Source organism: Actinomycetota bacterium (genome assembly GCA_035697485.1).
GTDB lineage: Bacteria > Actinomycetota > UBA4738 > UBA4738 > HRBIN12 > JAOUEA01.
Genome location: DASSCU010000015.1, coordinates 1 through 21,444, shown reverse-complemented (window position 1 = coordinate 21,444; position 21,444 = coordinate 1). Strand labels below are relative to the sequence as shown.

The following is a 21,444-nucleotide window of genomic DNA, read 5'->3' as shown; positions in this document are numbered from 1 at the left end:
GATACAGATACGTATCGCCATCGATACGTATCTGATATCATCGCAGCGTGAACGCTGCTGCGATGCTGCGCATGGCTCGTCGGCGGGCCCAGCTCTCTCAGCGTGAGCTGGCGCGCCGAGCGGGTGTTCCCCAGGCCACGATCTCTCGTATCGAGAACCGCGTGGTCTCACCGACGCTCGACACGCTCGACCCGCTCATCCGTGCCTGCGGCATGCAGCTGCGCCCCGTGGAGGACGTGACGGCGGGGATCGATCGATCCCTGATCCGCGACGCACTCCGACGCACCCCCGTCGAGCGCTGGCACTACTCCGTCGATGCATCTCGGCGCCTCGGCGCGATGCGGCGCCGGGCGCGGGAGGTGTCCGCATGAAGGATGAGCGCTTCGACCCCGACCACATCCTCGCGACGTTGAACCGTCACCAGGTTCGGTACGTGGTGATCGGCGGCCTCGCAGGGAATCTGCGCGGAACGCCGGTCGTCACCCACGATCTCGACCTCTGCTACGACCGGGCTCGGGACAACCTCGACCATCTCGTCGCCGCGCTCGCGGAGCTCCGAGCCGAGTTGCGAGTGGATCGAAAGGTGGACGACGTCGAGTTCCCGCTCGACGCCCGCGCTCTCACCCTAGGTGACACGTTCACCTTGAGGACGCCCTACGGCGCCCTCGACATCTTCGGCACCCCGTCGGGAACCGCGGGCTACCAAGACCTCATCGCGGGAGCGACGAGGTACGAGTTGGCCGAGGGCCTGCAGGTCGACGTGGCAGGTCTCGACGACCTCGTGCGCATGAAGGTGGCGGGCCAGCGGCCGACGGACATCGCCCACCTGGCACACCTCGAGGCGTTGCGCGACGAGATCGAGCGTGCCCGGGCGGATGGGATCGATCCCCAGCAGGGGGTGTGATCCCGAGTTGAGGCGCCGGAGGGTCACTGGTAGCCTCGACCGAACGTCCTCCCTGGTCATAGGCCCGTGAGTGCCCGTCGTAAGGAGTCGACGATCCGTTCCCGAGCTTCCCTCAGCCTGATCCTCGCGTGTGCCCTCGTCGGTGCCATGGTGACGATGCCGGCGAGCGCCGACACCGAGGCCGAGCTGGGGGCGGCGGAACAGGACCTGCAGTCCGCTCGCGCCGAGCTCGACCGCATCAACCAGCGCTGGCAGGACGCCGAGGCCGACCTCGCCCGGTCCGAGGATGCGGCCGATGCCGCGCAGCAGCGCATCGACACGCTGCAGTCCGAGCTCGCGACGATCCAGCGGGAGCTGAACCGTCGCGCCGCGGCGCTGTTCATCGCCGGCGGCAGCCCGCAGGCCCTCGCCCTGCTCACGTCGGATTCCGTCGGTGACGCGGTCGACCGCCTCGAGTTCGCGTCGGCGGTGGCCGAAGGGGACAGCGACCTCGCGAACCGGGTGAGCGTCGAGACCCAGGAGCTCGCGTGGCAGCAGGAGCAGCTCGCCGATGCGATCGCCGAGCAGGAAGCCGCCGCCGCCGACCTCGCGACCCAGCAGCAGGCGATCCAGGCGGAGCTGGAGCGCTTCGCCTCTCGCGTCGGTGAGCTCGAGGACCGACTCGCCGAGGAAGAGGCCGCGGCCGCCGCGGCCGCCGACAACACCAGGGGCGCCGGAGGCGGCTCGACCGACGGCGAGGGCGGTGGGACCCCTCCGCCGGTGACCGGTACCGGCTGGATCCAGACCTGCCCCGTGAACGGTCCGAACTCGTTCGTCGACTCGTTCGGCGACCCGCGGCCGGGCGGTCGCTCGCACGCCGGCATCGACATGATCGCCGCCCAGGGCACCCCGGTGGTCGCCGTGCACTCGGGCACCGTGCACCGCACGGGCAGCTCGATCGGCGGGCTCGGCGCCGTGGTCTTCCACGACGGCAGTTCCGACTGGACCTTCTACACCCACTTCGACTCGTACGGCGCGTACGGCGAGGGCTCGCACGTCTCGGCGGGCAGCACGATCGGCTACGTCGGGAACACGGGGACGACCGTCTATCACCTGCACTTCGAGTACCACCCGGGCGGGGGGGCTGCGATCAACCCCTACACCGCGCTCCTCGGCGTCTGCTGAGACCGGCGGGCGACGGTCGCCCCGCCGCCGTAGGATGTGCCGCGTGACCGACGAGCAGGATCATCCCGCCAACCGCCGAATCGACCGGATCCGCGAGCCCGGCTTCGTCGAGGGACTCGACGCGCTCGGCCTGCAAGACCTGCGCGCGCGCCGCGACGAGTGCCTCGCCGAGCGCGAGTATCTCTCGCTGCTGCGTCGACTCGTGCAGGGCCGGGCCGAGATCCTGCAGGCAGAGCTCGAGAGCCGGGACAGCGACGGCGATCGCGCCTCGTTGATCGAGCGTCTGTCCACGATCCTCGCCGGCGACGAGCCGCAGACCGCCTCTCGAGGCGAGGCCGTGCGCATCGGCCTGCCCGAAGACGAGATGCTGCTGGCGCGCCGTCGCATCGAGCGGCTCGTGGCCGACACGGGCATCTCCGACCCGACCGAGCTCGACGACGAGCGTCTCGCCGCCGCGGTCGAACTGCTCACCGCCGAGGAGCACGAGGTGTCAGAGGCGCGCCGCGACGTCATCGGGGTGCTCGACACGCTGCAGGCGGAGCTGATGCGCCGGTACAAGGAGGATCCCACGCTCGTCCTGCAGTAGCGAGGCAGGCGTTCTCGCCGCCCGTGTCCCCCGGGTGGGGGAGCACCCCTCCTCCCGACACCCACTCCGAGCGGCGGATGCGGCGGTCAGCCGTCCCCTCCTCGAGAACCCCTCGCGCGTCCGATGGCGCCGCGGCGTGATTGCCGCCAGAGTGTGCTCGTCACGACGGGCCGGGGGGCTTGCACATCATGTCAGTCACGCACATCACACGGGCGCCGGGGGCATCGGTGTCGAGCGACACCGAACTTCCCGCCCTCCATGCGCAGCTCGTTGTCTTCGCGCGGGAGATCGGATCGCTCTACCAGGCCGAACGCGCCCGCACCCTCGAGCTCGAGGAGGCGCTCGAGGGGATCCGCGACATGTACGTGGCGACGATGACGTCGCTCGCCAAGGTGGTCGAGGCCAAGGACGCCACCACGCGTGGCCATCTCGATCGCACGCACAGATACGGCCTCGCCCTCGCCGAGCGCGTCGACCCCGAACTCGCAGCCCGTCCCGAGGTGGGGTACGGATTCTTCCTCCACGACATCGGCAAGGTAGGGATCCCCGAAGCGGTGCTGTGCAAGCGAGGTCCCCTCGACGAAGCCGAGTGGGCCGTGATGCGTGAGCATCCCGCGATCGGGGCTCAGATCGTCTCGCCGATCCGGTTCCTCGCGGGCGCCGTCGAGATCGTGCGGACCCATCACGAACGATGGGACGGCCTGGGCTATCCGCGGGGACTCCGCGGCGAGGAGATCCCGCTCGCGGCCCGCATCTTCGCGATCATCGATTCCTTCGACGCGATGACGAGCGACCGTCCGTATCGCGCCGCGATGAGACTCGATCAGGCGCTCGAGGAGATCCGCTCCGGGGCGGGCTCCCAGTTCGACCCCGATGTGGCGAGCGCGTTCCTCGACCTCGTGCACGAGGGCGGGCTGCTCGACGGATCACCAGCGGCACCGCTCGCGGCCGCGGTCTAACGCCGCTCGCCGCCCGCCGGGGGCGGGGTAGGCTCGCATCGATGGTCGCCGCCGTGCCGATCGCTCGTGTGGTTCGTTCCGGGCTCGAGGAATCGGTGCACTTGGGCCACGTCGCCGTCTGCGACATCGAGGGTCGCCTCTTGGCGCGGGCGGGCGACCCCGAGCGACCCGTGTTCATCCGGTCCTGCGCCAAGCCGCTGCAGGCGGCCGTGTCGCTGGCCGCGATCGGCGACGAGCCCCTGCCGGACCGCGAGGTCGCCGTGATGTGCGCCTCGCACAACGGAGAGCCCGTGCACCTCGGTGCGGTCCGCGCGCTCCTCGAACGGGCGGGGCTCGGCCCCCAGGCGCTCCGGACGCCGCCGTCGTATCCGCTCGACGACGACGAGATGGCGCGGGCCCAGCATCGACACGCGCTGTTCAGCGACTGCTCGGGCAAGCACGCAGGCATGCTGCTCGCCAGCACCCGGGCGGGCTGGGACCCTGCCACGTATCCCCGGCGCGCCCACCCCTTGCAGCGACGGGTGCTCCGGGCCGTGCGACGGGCGACGGGCGTCGACGACGTCGCGGTGGGAGTCGACGGCTGCGGCGTGCCCGTGCACGGCGTGCCCCTGCGTGCGATCGCGAACCTATACGCACGGCTCGGGGTCCCTGAGCGGCTCGGCGAGCTCGAACCCAGGGTGGAACGCGCGACCGAGGCGATGCTCGCCGAGCCCTACCTCGTGGGCGGCCGCAACCGATTCGACACCGCCCTGATGCAGGCGGTTCCCGGCGTGATCGCCAAAGAGGGCGCCGAGGCGCTGCTGTGCGTCTCCGTCCCCGATCTCGGCATCGGGGTGGCGCTCAAGGTCGCCGACGCCGGGTTCCGAGCCGCGGGGCCGGCGATGGTCGAAGTGCTGACCCAGATCGACGTGATCGACGCGGCGCAGCGGCGGAAGCTCGCGCCGCAGGCTCGGCCTCCGGTCCGCGGCGGGGGCGAGGTCGTCGGGGCGATCGAGCCCGTCGTGACCCTCCGACGCCACTGATCTCGCTCCTCGTTCGCGGCGACCTCGCATACCATCGGCGTGATGAACGACAACGCCCGCGTCGCCGTCCTCAGCGTGCACACATCGCCCATGGACCAACCGGGAACCGGTGATTCCGGCGGCATGAACGTCTACGTGCGCGCGGTGGCCGAACGGCTCGCGAGCCGAGGCGTGGCCGTCGACCTCTTCACGAGATGCCGCGGGGGCGATGACCACGAGGTGAAGATCCTCGGCCCCGGTATCCGCGTGGTGAGCGTGAAGGCGGGACCCTGCGAGGTGCTGCCGAAGGGGGAGCTTCCCCGGTACCTGCCCGAGTTCCTCGGCGGGGTGCTGCGCGTGGCCCACGAGGACGGCCGCGGCTACGACATCGTGCATAGCCACTACTGGCTCTCCGGCTGGGTCGGGCGGGCGGTCAAATCGTCGCTCGGCGCGCCGCTCGTCGCGTCGTTCCACACCCTCGGCAAGGTCAAGAACTACTCGCTGGCCCGCGGGGAGCCTCCCGAGCCCGCGGTGCGGCTCGCGGCGGAGCAGGCCGTGATCGACGAGGCCGATCGCGTGCTCGCCCCGACGCCGACCGAGGCCGCGCAGCTCGTCGGCCTGTACCGAGCCGACCCGGGCAGCGTGCGGCTCGTGCCGCCGGGCGTCGATCATCTGCTGTTCGTGCCCGGCGACCGTGCCCGCGCTCGGGAGCGCCTGCATCTGTCGGGGCTCCGTCTCGCCCTGTACGTCGGCCGCTTGCAGCCCCACAAGGGCCCCGACGTCGCCGTGCGCACACTCGCCGAGGCCGTCGCCCGCGATCCCGAGGCCGCCGGCGACCTCGTCCTCGCGATCGTGGGCGGGCCGAGCGGCCCGGACAAGGGGGCCGAGGTCGCGAGGCTGCTCGAGCTCGCCGCGGCGCTCGGCGTGAGCGAGCGCGTGATGCTGTTCCCGCCGCAGCCGCAGTCCAAGCTCGTCGACTTCTACACCGCCGCCGACGTGGTGCTCGTGCCCTCGCGGTCGGAGTCGTTCGGCCTGGTTGCCCTCGAGGCGCAAGCCTGTGGCACCCCCGTGGTCGCCGCCGACGTCGGCGGATTGCCGTACGTCGTCGAGGACGGCCGGAGCGGCTTCCTCGTCGAGGGGCACGACCCGGGCGACCACGCCGACCGGCTGCTGGAGATCCTTCGGGACCCTCGGCTCCAGTCGACGTTCGGCGACGAGGCGGCCCGGCAGGCGCTGCGATTCACCTGGGATGCGACGACCGATCAGGTGGTGTCGGTGTACGACGAGGTGCTCGCACACCGTCGCTGACCTGCGCGTTCATCGTCCGCTGGAGCGTTCGTCACCGTCCGTTGGGATTTGTCACTCTACTTGCTGTGCCTGCTACCAGCGCATTCATGCTCTGACCTGCGGAAACGCCGAGTTGACCGTGCCTGGTCCCGACCGTACAGTTCGCCTCGCTCCAAGCAGTCGAAGCATCGACGCGAGGAGACCGGACGAGGTTCCGGAGCCGCCGAAAGGCGGAGACGGAACCGGGAGAACCGACGAAGGCCGCAAGGCCAGACGCGGGACTCCGGGGAGCCGACGAAGGCCGCGAGGCCGGAAGCGGAGCCTCCCGGGCCAGGCAGACGCCGCAAGGACGAAGCCGGGTCCGGCCCCCGGCGGCACACCTTCGGGTGGGTCGCAGGGGAGCCCCGCCGCCGCGGGAGCGCCGCAAGGCGAGCCGGCGGGCGGCAGGCGATCGGAGCGCCTTCGGGCGAGCCGAACCCGCCGGGCCGACCGGTCACCGCCGCGACGAGGCGGAGGTTGCTTGGAGCACCTGAGCCCGAGAGGCTGACGGTGGCTGGGAGCTTCGGTTCTCGGCGAGCCGGAAGGTCTCTCGGGCTCATTCTTTCCTCGGGCGCGCTCGGCCGCTACCGTGCGGGCATGACGTCGGAGGTGAGCGAGGGTCGGACCAAGCGAGGCGACGCCGCCGAGCGCCGCGACCGCATCGTCGATGCCGCGATGCGTCACTTCGCGGAGCACGGCTACCGTGGAGGGCGCGTCGAGGACATCGCGGCCGACGTCGGGGTGGCCAAGGGCACCGTCTTCCTCGACTTCGGCTCGAAGGAGGGTCTCTTCCTGGCGGCCTATCAGCGCGCGGTCTCGATGTTGCCCGCGTGGCTCGACGCTCCCGAGGAGGTCACGGCCGAGGGGTTCTGGGCGACGCTCGACTGGTGGCTCGAGCACACGGAGGACTTCGTGGAGCAGGACCCGGTGCCCAACCGCATCGCGGTGATCGGCCGCTACGACGCCGGGATGGGCGTCCGACGTCCGATCGACCGCTTCATGCGCAGCGAGGATCCGTACGGCACGCTCGAGTTCGTGGAGTTCGGCGTGCGCAGCGGCGAGGTCCGCGACGACGTCGATCCCGAGATGCTCGCGTCGACCCTCGATTGGGTCGCCGAGCGGTTCCAGGATGCGTTGGTCTCGGCCGATCTCGACCCCGGGCTGATCCACAGGCGGCCGGAACGGCGCGAGATGCGCATCAAGGAGTTCGTCGAGATCCTGCGTCACGGCATCCAGGCCGCGCCGGACGAGGCGTGAGGCTTCGGTCTCGGCGCGTGCGGTAGGTTGTGCCCCATGAGCAGCGACGGTGCACGCAGGGTCGCGTTCCTCGGCGGCGGCAAGATGGCCGAGGCGCTGATCTCCGGCCTGATCCGGTCGGGCGGGCGCACGGTCGACGAGATCATGGTGACGAACCGCCGTGAGGAGCGCGCCCAGGAGCTCGCGGGCAAGTACGGCATCACGGCGACCCTCGACAACGCCGAGGCGGTGCGCTGGGCCGACGTACTCGTGCTGATGACGAAGCCCCAGGACATCGAGGTGCTGCTGCAGCAGATCCGAGAGCACGTCCGGCCCCGCGACACGGTGATCAGCTTCGCCGCCGGCGTCCGCACGTCGTTCGTGCAGAAGCAGCTGCCCGACGGGGTGCCGGTGGTGCGTGTGATGTCGAACGTGCCGGTGATGGTCGACGAAGCGATGTCGGTGATCTCGGCGGGACGCTCGGCGGACGAAGCCCACCTCGCGATCGCCGAGGAGCTGCTCGGCACGGTGGGCAAGGTGTTGCGGCTGCCCGAGCAGCACCTCGACGCCGTCACGGCGACGAGCGGCAGCGGCCCTGCCTACTTCTTCCTGTTGGCCGAGGCGATGATCGAGGCCTGTATCCTGCTCGGGCTGTCGCGCGACGTCGCGACCGAACTCATCATCCAGACGATGCTGGGCTCGGCGAAGATGCTCCGCGACACGGGCACGCACCCCGTGGAGCTGCGCGAGATGGTGACGTCGCCCGGCGGGACGACGATCGCGGCGATCCGTCACCTCGAGGAAGCCGGTGTTCGGGCCGCGTTCCTGAACGCGATCGACGCCGCGCGCCAACGCTCGCTCGAGCTGGCGCAGGGTGGCGACGACGAGGACTGAGGAGACGACGACGATGGGTCGAGGCGATCTGGCGAAGGTGCGGTCAGCGAAGGACCGTCAGCGGAAGAAGAAGGCTCGCGACGGACGCAAGGCCGTCGAGGCCGGCAAGGCGCGGAGGGCCGCGAAGAAGAAGTAGGACGCCTCTCGCGGCCGAGTGCCTCAGCGGGACCCGAGGCGATTGCGCAGCGTGCCGACACCCTCGGCGGCCAGCTCGATCAGTGCACCCGGCCACAACCGACGGGCGGGGTCCGCGTCGTCGGCGACCGGTGGGAAGGGGCCGAGCGCGAACGCGTCGCCGCGCTCGAGCACCGCGTGCTGCGAGACCGCGGAGATCAGCTCGAACAGCGACGACGCGGCGCCGTTGAGATTTCCCTTCATCACGTCGTGGTCGTCGACCTTCACCTGCACGAATATCGCCTGGGGGTCGAGGTCCTCGGCGGTGACGACGCACGGGCCCACCGAGATCGGCACCCCCTCGGCCGAGGGGACCGGGGCCCCGTCGGCCGAGCGGGCGCGCCAATCGTTCACGAGCGTGTAGCCGAAGATGTCGGCGCGCACCGCGTCGGCGCTCACCTTCGACGCCTCGTTGCCGATCACCGCGGCCACCATCGGCTCGTAGTCGAGCCAGGCCGCGCCGCCGGGCCACGGCACCGGCTGCTCGGGACCGACGATCCGACGCTCGACGTCCATCGCGCGCGGTGAGAGCAGGGAGTGCGGGAACAGCGGGGTGAGGATGCGCGGCTTCGGCACGCGCCAGTTCCACGCGTCGTCGCGCTGCAGGGCGGCACGGGCGGCATCCATCACGCTGCCTCGGCTGCTCGAGACCAGACCCTCGAGGGTGGTGGGGAAGGCCGGATGCCCGACGGCATCGGGCAGGTCGACCACCTCGCCCTCGAGGATCGCTCCCAATCGCCGGTGCCCCCCCCGGTCGTAGGTCACGAGCCTCATGTGGGAGCCGAAGCATACGCCTGCACGGCGACGATTTCCCGGTTTCCGCTCGCCGGATCGCCGGCACTCATCGCTGCAGGTCAGACACGGTGCGGGTTGCCCCAATCGTAGGTCAGCGGGGCTCGTGGGCGGCCCTCGGGACGCTCGGATACGATGGCGTTCGTCACAGGGTTCTCCACATCCGGAGCCATAGGAACGCCAGAAGGGGGCGAGCTTCCGATGAGCGAGAAGTTCCGAATCACGTACGCGACGTTGTCGGCGGACAACGAGGAGTTGCAGCGGGCCTACGACGAGGCCGTCGAGCGGGTCAAGGCCGACCTGGGCAAGGACTACCCGGTCATCGTGAACGGCGAGGAGCGTTGGCGCGAGGACCGCTACGAGGAGCCGTCGCCGATCGACAAGGAGATCGTGATCGGGCGCTTCTCGCAGGCGACGCCCGAAGACGTCGAAGACGCCGTCGCGGCCGCGAAGGCGTTCCAACTCGAGTGGGATCGTATGGGCTGGCAGGAGCGTGTGCGAATCCTGCGCAAGGCCGCCGACATCATGGAAGAGCGCCTGTTCGACCTTGCGGCGCTCATGGCCTACGAGGTCGGCAAGAGCCGCCTCGAGGCGCTCGGCGACGTGCAGGAGACGGCGGAGCTGATCCGATGGAACTGCGACGAGGTCGAGAAGCACGAGGGCTTCCGGGTGCCGATGAGCGGGCTGGGCGCCGCCGGCGACTACTACGACGTGCTGCGCCCCCACGGCGTTTGGGCCGTGATCAGCCCGTTTAACTTCCCGATGGCCCTGTCGGGTGGACCGTCGAGCGGCGCGCTGGTCGCCGGCAACGCCGTCGTGTTGAAGCCGTCGAACCAGGGCGCGCTGCTCGGATTCAAGCTCTACGAGTGCTACCGCGACGGGGGCGTTCCCGCCGGAGCGTTCCACCTGGTCACCGGGCGCGGGGCGGTCGCCGGCGAGGCGCTGTGGCGCCACCCCGACGTGAACGGCATCACATTCACCGGGTCCTACCCGGTCGGCATGGACATCTACAAAAACTTCGCGACGAACGTGCCGAAGCCCGTGATCTGCGAGATGGGGGGCAAGAACCCGACGATCGTCACGAAGAACGCCGACCTCGACAAGGCGACGACCGGCGTGATGCGCAGCGCTTTCGGATTCGGCGGGCAGAAGTGCTCGGCGTGCAGCCGGGTCTACGTGGAGCGCGAGGTCTACGACGACTTCGTCTCGCAGCTCAAGACGAAGACCGAGCAGATCAAGGTCGGCAACCCGATCGAGCGCGACGTGTTCCTCGGGCCGATCATCAACGAGGCCGCTCTCGACACCTACGAGGAGGCCGCCGAGGAAGCCCAGAAGAACGGCACGATCGTCACCGGAGGCCAGCGCATCACCGAGGGCGACCTCGGTCGTGGACTCTTCGTCGAGCCGACGATCGCCGAGGCGCCGGAGGACAGCTGGATCTGGCACAAGGAGCTGTTCGTGCCGTTCGTCGTCGTGGCGCCGTTCGACGAGCTCGACGACGCGATCGAGAAGGCGAACGCCACGGAGTACGGGCTGACGGCCGGGCTCTTCAGCGAGGAGCAGGGCGAGGTCGATGAGTGGCTCGACCGCATCCAGGCGGGGGTCGTCTACGTGAACCGGCAGGCCGGTTCCACCACCGGCGCGTGGCCGGGGGTGCAGCCCTTCGGCGGCTGGAAGGGCTCAGGGACGACCGGCAAGGCGGGCGGCGGACCGTACTACGTGCTGCAGTACCTGCGTGAGCAGTCGAGGACGGTGATCTCCGAGTGAGCCTCGAGGACATGGAGCTCGAGGGCCTGGCGGCGCACGCCAGGCCCAAGCTCATCACGGAGGTGCCCGGCCCGGAGGCGATGGCGCGGATCGAGCGGGACCGCCGGGTCACGTCGCCGTCGCTGCCGCGCGCCTACCCGTTCGTGCCGCGGCGTGGCTCTGGCTCGATCGTGGAGGACGTCGATGGGAACATCTTCCTCGACCTCAACGCGGGCATCGCCGTGACGAGCACCGGGCACTGCCATCCGACGGTGGTGGAGGCCGTCCAGCGACAGGCGACCCAGCTGCTGCACTACTCGGCGTCGGACTTCTTCCTGCCGATCTACTCCGACGTCTGCGAGCGTCTCGACGCGATGGCCCCGTTCGGCGGCGGGCGCGCCCGCTCGTTCCTCACGAACTCGGGCACCGAGGCCGTGGAGGCCGCGATCAAGCTCGCGCGATACGCCACCGGGCGCCAATACCTGATCGGCTTCTACGGGTCGTTCCACGGCCGCTCGATGGGCTCGGTCACGTTGACGGCGTCGAAGGCGCGCTACCGCACGGGCTTCGGGCCGATGATGCCGAGCGTCTACCACTCGTTCTACGGCGACTTCGACTACCTCGAGCAGGTGTTGTTCAAGCGTGTCGTCTCGCCGACGGAGGTCGCCGCGATCGTGGTCGAGTCGTGGCTCGGTGAGGGCGGGTACGTGCTGCCGCCCGACGGGTGGTTCATCCACCTGCGGGAGCTCTGCGACCGCCACGGCATCCTGCTCGTCTGCGACGAGGTGCAGTCGGGCATGGGGCGCAGCGGCACGATGTGGGCGATCGAGCAGGAAGGCATCGCCCCCGACATCGTCACGGCCGGCAAGGGCATCGCGAGTGGCCTTCCGCTCGGCGCGATGATCGCTCGTGACGACCTGATGACGTGGGAGCTCGGTGCGCACGGCTCGACCTACGGCGGCTCGCCGGTCTCGTGCGCCGCGGCCCTCGCGACGTTCGAGGTGATCGAGCGGGAAGGGCTGCTCGACAACGCGAGGTCGGTCGGGGAGATCTTCCTCGAAGGGCTCCGCAGCATCGCCGAACGGCACCCGATCATCACCGAGGTACGGGGGCGGGCGCTGTGGATCGGGCTCTCGTTCGCCGACCACGATCTGGCCACGGCGGTCGAGCAGGCGTCGTTCCGCAGGGGGCTGCTGGTGCTCGGGTGCGGCGACGATGCGATCCGCATCTCGCCGCCGCTGGTGTTCCGCGAGGACCAGGCGCGGGCTGCGCTCGAGATCTTCGAGGAAGCCGTGGCCGAGGTCGAAGCCGCCCCCTGAGGGGCGGGGCGCGGGCATGACCTCGCTCGTCGAGACGCTCACGATCGACTGCCGCGACCCGGGGCGGATCGCCGGGTTCTGGTGCACCGCGCTGGCCTACGAGCTCGAGGCTGTCGACGACGAAGACGCCTGGATCCGGGACCCGTCGGGCCGCGGGTGGCCGCTGCTGTTCCAGATCGTGCCCGAGGGAAAGTCGGTCAAGAACCGCCTGCATCTCGATCTCTCCCCGCCCTCGACGATGCGGGAGGAGGTCGATCGACTCGTCGACGCCGGTGCGCGCGTCGTACGCCGGGTCGAAGAGGGCGGCAGCTACTGGACCGTGCTCGTCGACCCCGAGGGCAACGAGTTCTGCGTGCTCCGCGGCCCGAAGGACGATCCCCCGAAGGAGCGGCCGTCGAGCCGGGGTGGATGGGGATGAGCAAGGTCACGACGATGCAGGACGCCGTGCGCGAGCTCGTGCACGACGGTGACACCGTGGCGATCGAGGGCTTCACGCACCTGATCTGCTTCGCGGCCGGACACGAGATCATCCGGCAACGCCGGCGCGATCTCACGCTCGCCCGCATGACGCCCGACGTCGTCTACGACCAGATGATCGGCGCAGGCGTCGCCTCGAAGTTGGTCTTCAGCTGGATGGGCAACCCCGGGGTCGGCAACCTGCACGCGGTACGGCGTCGCATCGAGAAGGCCGACCCCGAGCCGCTCGAGGTCGAGGAGTACTCGCACTTCGGCATGGTGTGCCGGTACATGGCGGGCGCCGCGAACCTGCCGTTCTTCCCGATCCGCAGCTACTACGAGAGCGACATCCCGAAGGTCAACCCGAGGATCGTGCCGATGACCTCGCCCTACGACGACGGCGACCAGGTCTACGTGGTGCCTCCGCTCGAACCGGACATCGCGATCGTGCACGCGCAACGCGCGGACGCTGTGGGCGATACGCAGATATGGGGCCTCATGGGGTGTCAGAAGGAGGTCGCGTTCGCGGCGCACAAGGTGATCGTGGTCGTCGAGGAGGTCGTCGACGAGGCGGTGATCAGGCGTGACCCGAACCGCACGGTGATCCCGGGAGCCGTGGTCGACGCGGTGGTCGAGGAACCGTTCGCCTGCCACCCGTCCTTCGCCCAGGGCTATTACGACCGCGACAACCACTTCTACCTCGAGTGGGATCGCATCGCGAAGGAGCAGGAGACGCTCGACGCCTGGCTCGACGAGTGGGTCTACGGCCTTGCGAACCATCGCGAGTACGTGCAGAAGTACGGCGATGCGCACTGGGACGCCCTGCGGCCCGAGCCGGCGCCGTCGGGCGAGGTCGACTACGGGCGGTACGCGTGAGCGACACCGCAGCCGACCTCGGGTACTCGAAGTCCGAGCTGATGATCGCGGCCAGCGCGCGCCTGCTGGGTGGCGTCTCGAACTGCTTCGTCGGCGTCGGGCTCCCCAACATCGTATGCAACCTCGCCCAGCGAACGGTCGCCCCGGAGCTCCAGCTCGTGTACGAGTCGGGCGTCTACGGCGCGCGACCGGAGCGGCTTCCCCTGTCGATCGGAGACCCGACGCTCGCGACGGGCTCGACCGCGGTCACGAGCATGTTCGAGCTGTTCGCCTTCTACCTGCAGGCCGGACTGATCGATGTGGCGTTCCTGGGCGGCGCCCAGATCGACCGCCACGGGAACCTCAACACGACCGTGATCGGCGACTACGAGCATCCGAAGGTCCGGCTGCCGGGCTCGGGTGGCGCATGCGAGATCGCGATCCACGCCCGCCAGGTCCTGGTGATCATGCGGCAGGCGCAGCGCTCGTTCGTCGACAGGATCGATTTCCGCACCTCACCGGGACACAGCGGCGACCCCGTGCACGACGCCGCGCGCGGCTGGTGGGGAAGCGGGCCGACGAGCGTCGTGACCGATCTCGCCACGTACACCTTCGACGACGCCAGCGGGGAGATGACCCTGCGCACCCTGCACCCGGGCGTCACGCTCGATGACGTGCGGGCGAACATGGGCTGGGAGCCGAAGGTGGCGGAGGACCTGGGCGGAACGCCGGCGCCGACCGACGAAGAGCTGCGGCTGATCCGCGAGGAGCTCGACCCGGGCGGGGTCTACACGAAGTGACGCCCGGCCGAACCGAGCTGCTCGAGCCCCCGGTCTGGTACGCCCCCCTGCGATCGCCGTCGTGGCTCGTGCCCGTTGCCAGGGACGGAGCACCGACGGTCGCCTTCTGCGCCGAGGCATGGGACGAGCGGGTGGTCGATGCGACGGGTCGCGACCTGCGGCTCGGGCTCCCCGTGTACCTCGCGGAGGCGGCGAGGTTCGGCACGACCGCCAGACCGTTCGCGGGCCGGTCGCCCCTCTCCGGAACCCAGACGCGGCCGGATGCCGCCGTGACCGTCCGGAGCGCCGTCGTGGCCGACGGCGGCGGGTCGATCAGGCTGCAGGTGCTCGAGGCGGCCGGCGAGGTCGTCGCCGAGGTGGTGCGGGGGGCGCACGACGAGGACACGCTCGGCGCGGCGCTCGGGGGGCTCCCGCGGGCCGTCACCGACGCCCTGGCGCCGACGGGGATCCGTTCGGCTTGGAGCTCTCTGTACTCGGTGCCGACCGGTGCCGCGCTGGCAGCGTACGTGCGCGGCCAGCGGGCGTGCCTGAGGCTGAGCGAGGGCGTGTTGCCCGCGTCGGCCGATGCCGACCCGGTCATGGCTCGCCGGGCAGACGTGCGAGCGGTGCTCGAGGTGCTGGGGGCGCTGGCGACGAGCAACCCCCGGCCCTTCCCCGCGATGCTGTTCTTCGGCGCCCTGGTTGCCGCGCACGACGCCGGATCTCCGGTGGTCGGCGACTTCCGGATGCAGGCGAGCGTGCGCTGGACGGCGGCGACCGACCCGGCCGACCCCGTGTACGCGATCGCGGCGCTCGTGATGCGGGTGTTCGGCGATCTGGAGGCGAGCGAGCGAAGGATGGATGCCCTGCGAACGCGCGACGACGGTTCGATGCGTCGGTGGCTCGCCGAGGTTCAGACGGTAACGTGAGCGGCATGCACCCCGACGAGGAGCGTCTGACCGACGGGCAGGAGGCGCCGTGGTTGCCCGATGCCGGGCCCGAGCCCGAGTGGGCCGAGGCGATCCGCGAGGGCCGGAAGGCCCGGGGCGACCGGCTCCGCGAGGTCTTCGCGACGTTCGACGACGATCACCGGCCGATCCCGCCTCGTCGAGCCCGGGACGAGGGGGGCTCGTGAGCCACGTCTTCCCGAGGGTCCTCGACCGCGAACTCCCGGAGGCCGTCGCGGCCGACGGCGCGTGGATCACCGCGGCCGACGGCCGGCGCTTCCTGGACGGGGCCGGCGGCGCGGTCGTGGTGAACGTCGGGCACGGGGCACGTGCCGTGATCGACGCGATCGAGACCCAGCTCGCCCGCACGCAGTACGTGCACGGCACGATGTTCACCACGGGCGTGCTCGAGGACTACGCCGACGATCTCGCGCCGCTTCTGCCCCTCGACGAGCCTCGCCTCTACCCCGTGTCGGGGGGCAGCGAGGCCGTCGAGACCGCGCTGAAGCTCGCCCGCGCGTATCACCTGGCGCGCGGCGAGGGATCGCGCTTCGTCGTGATCGGGCGCCGCAGCGCGTACCACGGCAACACCCTCGGCGCTCTCGACGCGAGCGGCAAGGAACCGCTCCGAAAGCCCTACACGCCGTGGCTCGGCCGGTTCCTGCACGCGCCGGCGGCCTACGAGTACCGGTGCGAGAACCCCCAGCACCCCGAGGCGTGCGGGGCCTGGCACGCCGGCGAGCTCGAGCGCATGATCGCGCAGGCGCCGCCGAACTCCGTGGCGGCGTTCATCGCCGAACCTGTCGCGGGCGCGACGCTCGGCGCGGCCGTGCCCTGCGAGGACTACTGGCCGTCGGTCGTCGACGTGTGCCGACGTCACGGCGTACTCGTGATCGCCGACGAGGTGATGACCGGCATGGGTCGCACCGGTCGCTGGTTCGGCGTCGATCACTGGGGGGTGCGCCCGGACATCCTGACAGCGGGCAAGGGCACGACGAGCGGGTACGTGCCGTTCGGGTTCGCCGCGGCCAGCGGTGAGGTCTTCGAGGCGGTCTCGACCACAGGGTTCGTCCACGGCTTCACGTGGTCGCACAATGGGCTGGGGGCCGCGGCGGCCGGCGCCGTGCTGCGGGAGCTGCGCGACCGAGACCTGGTCGGGCGTTCGGCGGCGCTCGGGCAGCGACTGCGGAGGGAACTCGCCGAGACCCTCGCCGACCTGCCGATCGTGGGCGACGTGCGCGGGCTCGGCATGATGATCGGCATCGAGCTCGTGCGCGACCCCGAGACCAAGGAGCCGTTCGCGCGAGCCGAGCGGGTGACCGAACGGGTCGTCGCCGCGGCGCGCGATGCCGGCCTCCTGCTGTATTCCTCGACCGGGCACGTCGACGGGCGCGACGGCGACCTGCTGATGCTGGGTCCGCCGTTCGTGCTCACGGACGAGGACGCGGCCGAGCTGGTGGCGCGCACGGCGGCCGCGGTCCGTTCGGTCGCGTGAGCGCCACCGCGGGTCTCGTGGTCGCCCCCGAGGCGAGGATCTACGACCACGGCCCGGGCCACCCCTTGCGACCGCAACGGGTGCTGCTGACCTGGGACCTGATCGCGGAGTACGAGCTCGACCGAGCCCCCGGCGTTGTCCGGCTCGGCGCGGAGCCGGCCGACGACGACTCGTTGATGCTCGTGCACACCCGGGAATACATCGATGCCACCCGCGAGGCGGGCCACGGCGCCGAAGGTTCGTGGGGGCGGTTCGGGTACGGGCCCGGCGACAACCCGATCTTCGATCGCATGCACGAGGCGGGCGCGATCGTCGCCGGCGCGAGCCTCGCCGCCGCCCGCGCGGTGCTCTCGGGCGAGGTCGCCCACGCGTTCAACGCCGCGGGCGGGCTGCACCACGCGATGCCCGGCCGGGCCTCGGGGTTCTGCGTCTACGACGATCCGGCGATCGCGATCGCGTGGGTGCTCACCCAGGGCGTGGAGCGCATCGCCTACGTCGACGTCGACGTGCATCACGGCGACGGTCCGCAGGCGATCTTCTGGGACGATCCCCGCGTGCTCACGGTGTCGATCCACGAGTACGCCCCCGAGATCGGCTTCTTCCCGGGCACGGGCGGGCTCTCGGAGCGGGGCGGGCCGAACGCACCAGGCTCCGCCGTGAACCTGCCGCTGCCCCCGGGCACGAGCGACGAGGGGTGGCTGGAGGCGTTCCGCACGGCGGTGCCCTCGATCGTGCGGGACTTCGGCCCCGACGTGCTCGTGACCCAGCTGGGATGTGACACGCATACGAGCGATCCGCTGGCTCATCTCGGGCTCACGACCGGCGCGTACCGGACGACCGCGTCGGTGCTGCACGAGCTCGCGCACGACGCCGCGGGTGGACGCTGGATCGCGACGGGCGGCGGCGGCTACCAGTGGGCCCGGGTCGTGCCGCGTGCGTGGACGCTCTACTTCGCCGAGATGGCCGGGGCGACGCCGCCCGACGAGATCCCCGAGGGGTGGATCGAGCGCGCCGAGTTCGAGCTTCGCGCCGAGGTGCCGACCACCCTCTCCGATCCACCGGCCCGCCCGTCGCCGGCGGACGAGGAGGCGCCGGCAGTGGCCGCCGCCGCAATGGGCGGCCGATCGTGGGGCCGGAACGAGCCGCTGCGTTCCGACGAGGAGAGCTCTTCGTGAGCACGGCGAGCCCGTCCCTCGCCGCCCGCACGAAGCTCGTCTGCACCCTCGGCCCGGCCACGAACACACCGGCGTTCGTCCGCGGCCTCGTGACTGCCGGTGCGTCGATCTTCCGCGTGAACTTCTCCCACGGCACCCCCGACGACCACGCCCGTGCCGTGGGCCTCGTACGCGACGCGGAGTCCGAGGGCGACCGGGCGCTCGCCGTACTCGCCGATCTGCCCGGGCCCAAGGTGCGGCTCGGCACGCTGGATCCCGACCCGTTCCGCTTCGCGCCGGGGCAGGCGTTCGAGCTGCGGCCCGGCGGCTCGGGCACCGAGCATGGCACCTCGACGACCTACCCTGGCCTGGCCGACGACCTGCGACCCGGGGATCGTGTGCTGCTGGCCGACGGCGCGGTCGAGCTGTTGGTCGCGAGCATCGACGGCGCCACGGTGCGCACCCAGTGCGTCCGGGGCGGCACCGTTCGATCGGGACAAGGGGTGAACGTGCCCGCGGAGCGGCTCGGGTTGCCCGCGGTGACCGAGCGCGATCGGGAGGGGCTCGCACGGGCGCTCGATCTCGGGGTCGACCTGGTGGCACAGTCGTTCGTGCGGGGCGCGGACGACCTGCACGAGTTGCGGGCGCTGATGGGCGACCGGCTCGTGCCGATCGTCGCGAAGATCGAGACGAAGCCGGCGATCGAGCACATCGCGTCGATCCTCGAGGTCACCGACGCGCTGATGGTGGCCCGCGGCGACCTCGGGGTCGAGTTGCCGATGGAGCAGATCCCGCTGCTGCAGAAGGACCTGCTGCGTGCCGCGCGCGCCGCGAGCCGCCCGGTGATCGTGGCGACCCAGATGCTGGAGTCGATGATCCGGGCTCCGAGGCCCACGCGCGCGGAGGCGACCGACGTGGCCAACGCCGTGCTCGACGGGGCGGACGCAATCATGCTCTCGGGCGAGACCGCGATCGGGGAGTACCCGTTCGAGGCGGCTGCGGCCGCCACGAAGATCGCCACGGCCATGGAGGCCCGCGGTCGCGACTACCGCGCCGCTCAGCCGGAATGCCGTCACACGGGTGAGGCCGCCGCCGTCGCCCACGCCGTCGCCGACGTGGCCACGACGGAGCCGGAGGTGGTGGCGATCACCTGCTACACAGAGACCGGCCGCACGGCGCGGCTGCTGTCGGCCGAGCGGCCGGCGAGGCCGATCTTCGCCTTCATCCCCGACGAACGGGTGCGGCGGGTGAACACGTTGAACTGGGGAGTGGTGCCGCTCCCGGCCGATCACCCCGACGACACCGACGCGATGATCGCGTTGATGGACGAGGGGCTCCGTCGCCGCTCGCTCGTGGTCCCCGGGGAGCTCGTGGTGATGGCCGCGTCCTCTCCCGCGGGACGCACGACCACGAACATGTTGAAGCTCCACCAGGTGGGCTCGCCCGCGCGCTGAGCGATTCTACCGCTCAACGAGTCTGGAAGAGACTACCTACGTACCGGCCGTGTCACCGGCGGGAAGGTCCCGGTCGAGGGCCTCGATCACCCAGCCCTGCAGCCACGTGAGGTAGCCGTAGAGCGCGAACATCTCGCGCTCGTCGTCCGCGAAGTCCCTCTCGGTCGAGGCCTCGGTGACCCCGAGCCTCGTGCCGACGACCAGCCGGATCGAGTTGAGCGAGCCGAGCCAGGCCAGCAACTCGTCCTCGGTGAGCTCTCGCCGGTCGAGGGTGCGGTCGACGGTGTCGAGGGCCTCCAGCTTGCCGAGCAGGAGCTCGTCGCCGTGCTGCTGCTCGTACTCGAGGTTGCCGAGCACGTCCTCCTCGGCCAGCGCCGGCGGGAAGAGCCGAGCGACGGCGGGGTCGCTGGACGGGTTCTCCGACGTCAGCAGCACCCGGAGCTGTCCGGTGAACATGCGCACCGCGTCGCGTTCCTGGTCGGACAGGCGCACCGAGAAGCGGCCGGGTCCCGTCCGGTGCACCGGGCCCCTGCGCCGGCGCACCTAGCGGTCCTTCTGCATCGTCGCCCACAGCCCGTACGCGTGCAGGCGGGCCACATCGCGCTCGGCCTCGTCCCGGGTGCCGTTCGACACCACGGCCTTGCCCTTCGTGTGCACGTCCCACATCAGCTTCTCCGCCTTCGCCCGCGGATAGCCGAACAGCTTCTGGAAGACCCAGGTCACGTACGTCATCAGGTTGATCGGGTCGTTCCAGACGATCACGATCCACGGCACGTCGGATTCGATGTTCTCGATCGTCTCGGGACGACCGATCTCGACCGGTGCGGTGCTCGCGCTCGTCATCGCTTCGCCTGGGTCGCTCGCACGCCGGTCCGACGCGCCTGGCGCACTCCCCAACGGTACAGGGGCGGGGTGAGCACGCGGAAGGCTTGGAACGGCGAGACCCACCGAGGCACGGCGTACTCGGGGGCGATGCCCTCGCGGACCACCTTCACGATCGCGTCCGCGACGCGGTCGGCCGGCACCACCGCCCACGACGGCAGCTCGTCCTGCGGGAACCCCTCGGTCGCGACGAACCCTGGGTTCACCGCGGTCACGTGTACCCCTCGGGACTCGGCGTCGTAGTTCGCCGACTCGCTCGCCGCGACCACGGCGTGCTTGGTCGCCGAGTACAGGCCGGTGCCGGGAGTCGCGAACCTGCCCGCGAGCGAGGCGACGTTCACGACGTGCCCCCGGCCCGTGCGCAGCATCTCCGGCAGGAACGCCCGCATCCCGTACAGCACGCCGAGCAGGTTGACCTCGACGACCTCGCGGATCCGCTCGTAGGCGAGGTCCTGGATCGCGCCGCCGCCCGGGACGCCCGCGTTGTTCACGAGCACGTCGGCATGGCGTCCGTAGACCTCGTGGACCACCGCCGGCAGCCCGCCGATCTCGCGCGGCTCGGTCACGTCGACCCGCAGGGCGAGCGCCGAACCCCCGGCCCGTTCGATGCGGTCCGCGAGCGCCTCGAGGCGCTCGAGCCGTCGGGCGGTCAGCACGACACGGGCGCCCCGCCTCGCGAACGCGATCGCGGTCGCCTCGCCGATGCCTGAGGAGGCGCCCGTGACGACCACGACGGCGCCCTTCACCTCCATCGAGCAGCCCTTCGAGGCGAGCGACGAGGACCGGTTTCTCGAACATCGGCCATGCAGCACGGTATCGGAGACGGGACAGGGTTGAGCGGCGGCCACGCATCTCGCCCAGTGAACCCCAGCGGAGTTGAGCGCTGAGGCGACGGCTGAGCCTGCGCTTGACCGAGGAAGCAACCCTATTTACTGTAGGCCGAACAACCGAAGTGGCAAATTCCCGCGATCGGCGGGGCAAGGGATGGAACGAAGGGAAAGGACATCGCCATGAATGGTTTCACCCGTGAGCACCGCGTGCCCAAGCGAATGATCGCGAGTTTCGGGGCGCTCGCCCTCGTGACAGGCATGTCGCTTGTCGCCGCCGGACCCGCGGCGGCGGATCCGGTGCGCTTCGGCACCTTCCCGATCGACTGCGGTTCCTACGGCACCTTCGAGATCGTCTCGAAGCCGGGGATGAGCCAAGTGGTGCTGGCCGACGGCCAGCCGAGCACGAGCGTCGCGCTGCTCCTCGATTACGAAGGTCAGGTCGATGGCGAGCCGATCCTCTTCGCTGGAAGGCAGTACCGGCCACCGGGCAT

Annotated in this window: 25 protein-coding genes; 21 read left to right on the top strand and 4 right to left on the bottom strand. The window is 70.8% G+C overall.

Annotation, left to right across the window (positions count from 1 at the left end):
• The first annotated feature begins 47 nt into the window (after nt 1-47).
• The 10 genes from VFI59_03175 to VFI59_03130 all read left to right on the top strand — a co-directional run bounded on the left by VFI59_03175 (nt 48) and on the right by VFI59_03130 (nt 8,206).
• Nucleotides 48-371, top strand: coding sequence for a helix-turn-helix transcriptional regulator (locus VFI59_03175; GenBank protein ID HET6712693.1), 324 nt, complete (start codon nt 48-50; stop codon nt 369-371).
• On the top strand, nt 368-904 hold the full coding sequence (locus VFI59_03170; protein HET6712692.1) for a hypothetical protein: 537 nt from the start codon (nt 368-370) through the stop codon (nt 902-904). The genes VFI59_03175 and VFI59_03170 overlap by 4 nt, the downstream gene beginning before the upstream one ends.
• Nucleotides 905-970: 66 nt before the next feature.
• On the top strand, nt 971-2,068 hold the full coding sequence (locus VFI59_03165; GenBank protein ID HET6712691.1) for a peptidoglycan DD-metalloendopeptidase family protein: 1,098 nt from the start codon (nt 971-973) through the stop codon (nt 2,066-2,068).
• A 43-nt stretch (nt 2,069-2,111) separates the two neighbouring features.
• Nucleotides 2,112-2,654 carry an aerial mycelium formation protein gene (locus VFI59_03160; GenBank protein HET6712690.1) on the top strand — a complete coding sequence of 181 codons (543 nt, stop codon included), beginning with the start codon at nt 2,112-2,114 and terminating at the stop codon, nt 2,652-2,654.
• Nucleotides 2,655-2,842: 188 nt separating this feature from the next.
• Nucleotides 2,843-3,613 (top strand): HD domain-containing phosphohydrolase, encoded by a 771-nt coding sequence (locus VFI59_03155; GenBank protein ID HET6712689.1) that lies wholly within the window; start codon nt 2,843-2,845, stop codon nt 3,611-3,613.
• 41 nt (nt 3,614-3,654) lie between these two features.
• Nucleotides 3,655-4,635, top strand: coding sequence for an asparaginase (locus tag VFI59_03150; GenBank protein ID HET6712688.1), 981 nt, complete (start codon nt 3,655-3,657; stop codon nt 4,633-4,635).
• 42 nt (nt 4,636-4,677) lie between these two features.
• A complete protein-coding gene (mshA, locus tag VFI59_03145; GenBank protein HET6712687.1) occupies nt 4,678-5,922 on the top strand; it encodes a D-inositol-3-phosphate glycosyltransferase in 1,245 nt (414 codons plus the stop codon).
• Between the two features lie 615 nt (nt 5,923-6,537).
• The gene (locus VFI59_03140; protein HET6712686.1) at nt 6,538-7,197 is read left to right on the top strand and encodes a TetR/AcrR family transcriptional regulator; all 660 of its coding nucleotides are present in this window, start codon (nt 6,538-6,540) and stop codon (nt 7,195-7,197) included.
• Nucleotides 7,198-7,233: 36 nt separating this feature from the next.
• A complete protein-coding gene (gene proC, locus VFI59_03135; GenBank protein ID HET6712685.1) occupies nt 7,234-8,070 on the top strand; it encodes a pyrroline-5-carboxylate reductase in 837 nt (278 codons plus the stop codon).
• A gap of 13 nt (nt 8,071-8,083) precedes the next feature.
• Complete coding sequence (locus tag VFI59_03130) at nt 8,084-8,206, top strand: hypothetical protein (GenBank protein HET6712684.1); 123 nt, start codon at nt 8,084-8,086, stop codon at nt 8,204-8,206.
• Nucleotides 8,207-8,229: 23 nt separating this feature from the next.
• On the opposite strand, the gene VFI59_03125 is transcribed toward VFI59_03130, so the two are convergent.
• Entirely contained in the window at nt 8,230-9,018 is a 789-nt protein-coding gene (locus tag VFI59_03125; GenBank protein HET6712683.1) for a fumarylacetoacetate hydrolase family protein, read from the bottom strand.
• Between the two features lie 219 nt (nt 9,019-9,237).
• On the opposite strand from VFI59_03125, the gene VFI59_03120 reads away from it, so the two are divergent.
• Genes VFI59_03120 through pyk form a run of 10 tightly spaced genes read left to right on the top strand, consistent with a single transcriptional unit; the run spans nt 9,238 to nt 19,241 of the window.
• Nucleotides 9,238-10,803 (top strand): aldehyde dehydrogenase family protein, encoded by a 1,566-nt coding sequence (locus tag VFI59_03120; GenBank protein ID HET6712682.1) that lies wholly within the window; start codon nt 9,238-9,240, stop codon nt 10,801-10,803.
• A gap of 11 nt (nt 10,804-10,814) precedes the next feature.
• On the top strand, nt 10,815-12,101 hold the full coding sequence (locus tag VFI59_03115; GenBank protein HET6712681.1) for an aminotransferase class III-fold pyridoxal phosphate-dependent enzyme: 1,287 nt from the start codon (nt 10,815-10,817) through the stop codon (nt 12,099-12,101).
• 16 nt (nt 12,102-12,117) lie between these two features.
• The gene (locus tag VFI59_03110) at nt 12,118-12,519 is read left to right on the top strand and encodes a VOC family protein (GenBank protein HET6712680.1); all 402 of its coding nucleotides are present in this window, start codon (nt 12,118-12,120) and stop codon (nt 12,517-12,519) included.
• Nucleotides 12,516-13,433, top strand: a complete 918-nt coding sequence (locus VFI59_03105; protein HET6712679.1) for a CoA-transferase — start codon at nt 12,516-12,518, stop codon at nt 13,431-13,433. The genes VFI59_03110 and VFI59_03105 overlap by 4 nt, the downstream gene beginning before the upstream one ends.
• Complete coding sequence (locus tag VFI59_03100) at nt 13,430-14,212, top strand: CoA-transferase (GenBank protein ID HET6712678.1); 783 nt, start codon at nt 13,430-13,432, stop codon at nt 14,210-14,212. The genes VFI59_03105 and VFI59_03100 overlap by 4 nt, the downstream gene beginning before the upstream one ends.
• The gene (locus tag VFI59_03095) at nt 14,209-15,120 is read left to right on the top strand and encodes a hypothetical protein (protein HET6712677.1); all 912 of its coding nucleotides are present in this window, start codon (nt 14,209-14,211) and stop codon (nt 15,118-15,120) included. Before VFI59_03100 ends, VFI59_03095 begins: the two co-directional genes overlap by 4 nt.
• Nucleotides 15,117-15,326 carry a hypothetical protein gene (locus VFI59_03090; GenBank protein HET6712676.1) on the top strand — a complete coding sequence of 70 codons (210 nt, stop codon included), beginning with the start codon at nt 15,117-15,119 and terminating at the stop codon, nt 15,324-15,326. Before VFI59_03095 ends, VFI59_03090 begins: the two co-directional genes overlap by 4 nt.
• Nucleotides 15,323-16,633: an aminotransferase class III-fold pyridoxal phosphate-dependent enzyme gene (locus tag VFI59_03085; GenBank protein HET6712675.1), complete on the top strand. Its 1,311-nt coding sequence runs from the start codon at nt 15,323-15,325 to the stop codon at nt 16,631-16,633. The genes VFI59_03090 and VFI59_03085 overlap by 4 nt, the downstream gene beginning before the upstream one ends.
• Nucleotides 16,630-17,808, top strand: a complete 1,179-nt coding sequence (locus VFI59_03080; GenBank protein HET6712674.1) for an acetoin utilization protein AcuC — start codon at nt 16,630-16,632, stop codon at nt 17,806-17,808. Before VFI59_03085 ends, VFI59_03080 begins: the two co-directional genes overlap by 4 nt.
• A complete protein-coding gene (gene pyk / locus VFI59_03075) occupies nt 17,805-19,241 on the top strand; it encodes a pyruvate kinase (GenBank protein ID HET6712673.1) in 1,437 nt (478 codons plus the stop codon). Before VFI59_03080 ends, pyk begins: the two co-directional genes overlap by 4 nt.
• Before the next feature lie 36 nt (nt 19,242-19,277).
• Here the strand turns inward: pyk and VFI59_03070 are convergent, their stop codons facing one another.
• Genes VFI59_03070 through VFI59_03060 form a run of 3 tightly spaced genes read right to left on the bottom strand, consistent with a single transcriptional unit; the run spans nt 19,278 to nt 20,875 of the window.
• Complete coding sequence (locus VFI59_03070; GenBank protein HET6712672.1) at nt 19,278-19,784, bottom strand: DUF2017 family protein; 507 nt, start codon at nt 19,782-19,784, stop codon at nt 19,278-19,280.
• The gene (gene clpS / locus VFI59_03065) at nt 19,785-20,084 is read right to left on the bottom strand and encodes an ATP-dependent Clp protease adapter ClpS (protein ID HET6712671.1); all 300 of its coding nucleotides are present in this window, start codon (nt 20,082-20,084) and stop codon (nt 19,785-19,787) included.
• On the bottom strand, nt 20,081-20,875 hold the full coding sequence (locus tag VFI59_03060; protein ID HET6712670.1) for an SDR family NAD(P)-dependent oxidoreductase: 795 nt from the start codon (nt 20,873-20,875) through the stop codon (nt 20,081-20,083). Before VFI59_03060 ends, clpS begins: the two co-directional genes overlap by 4 nt.
• Before the next feature lie 258 nt (nt 20,876-21,133).
• On the opposite strand from VFI59_03060, the gene VFI59_03055 reads away from it, so the two are divergent.
• Nucleotides 21,134-21,444, top strand: a 311-nt coding sequence (locus VFI59_03055; GenBank protein HET6712669.1) for a hypothetical protein, incomplete at its 3' end; no start/stop codon positions are given.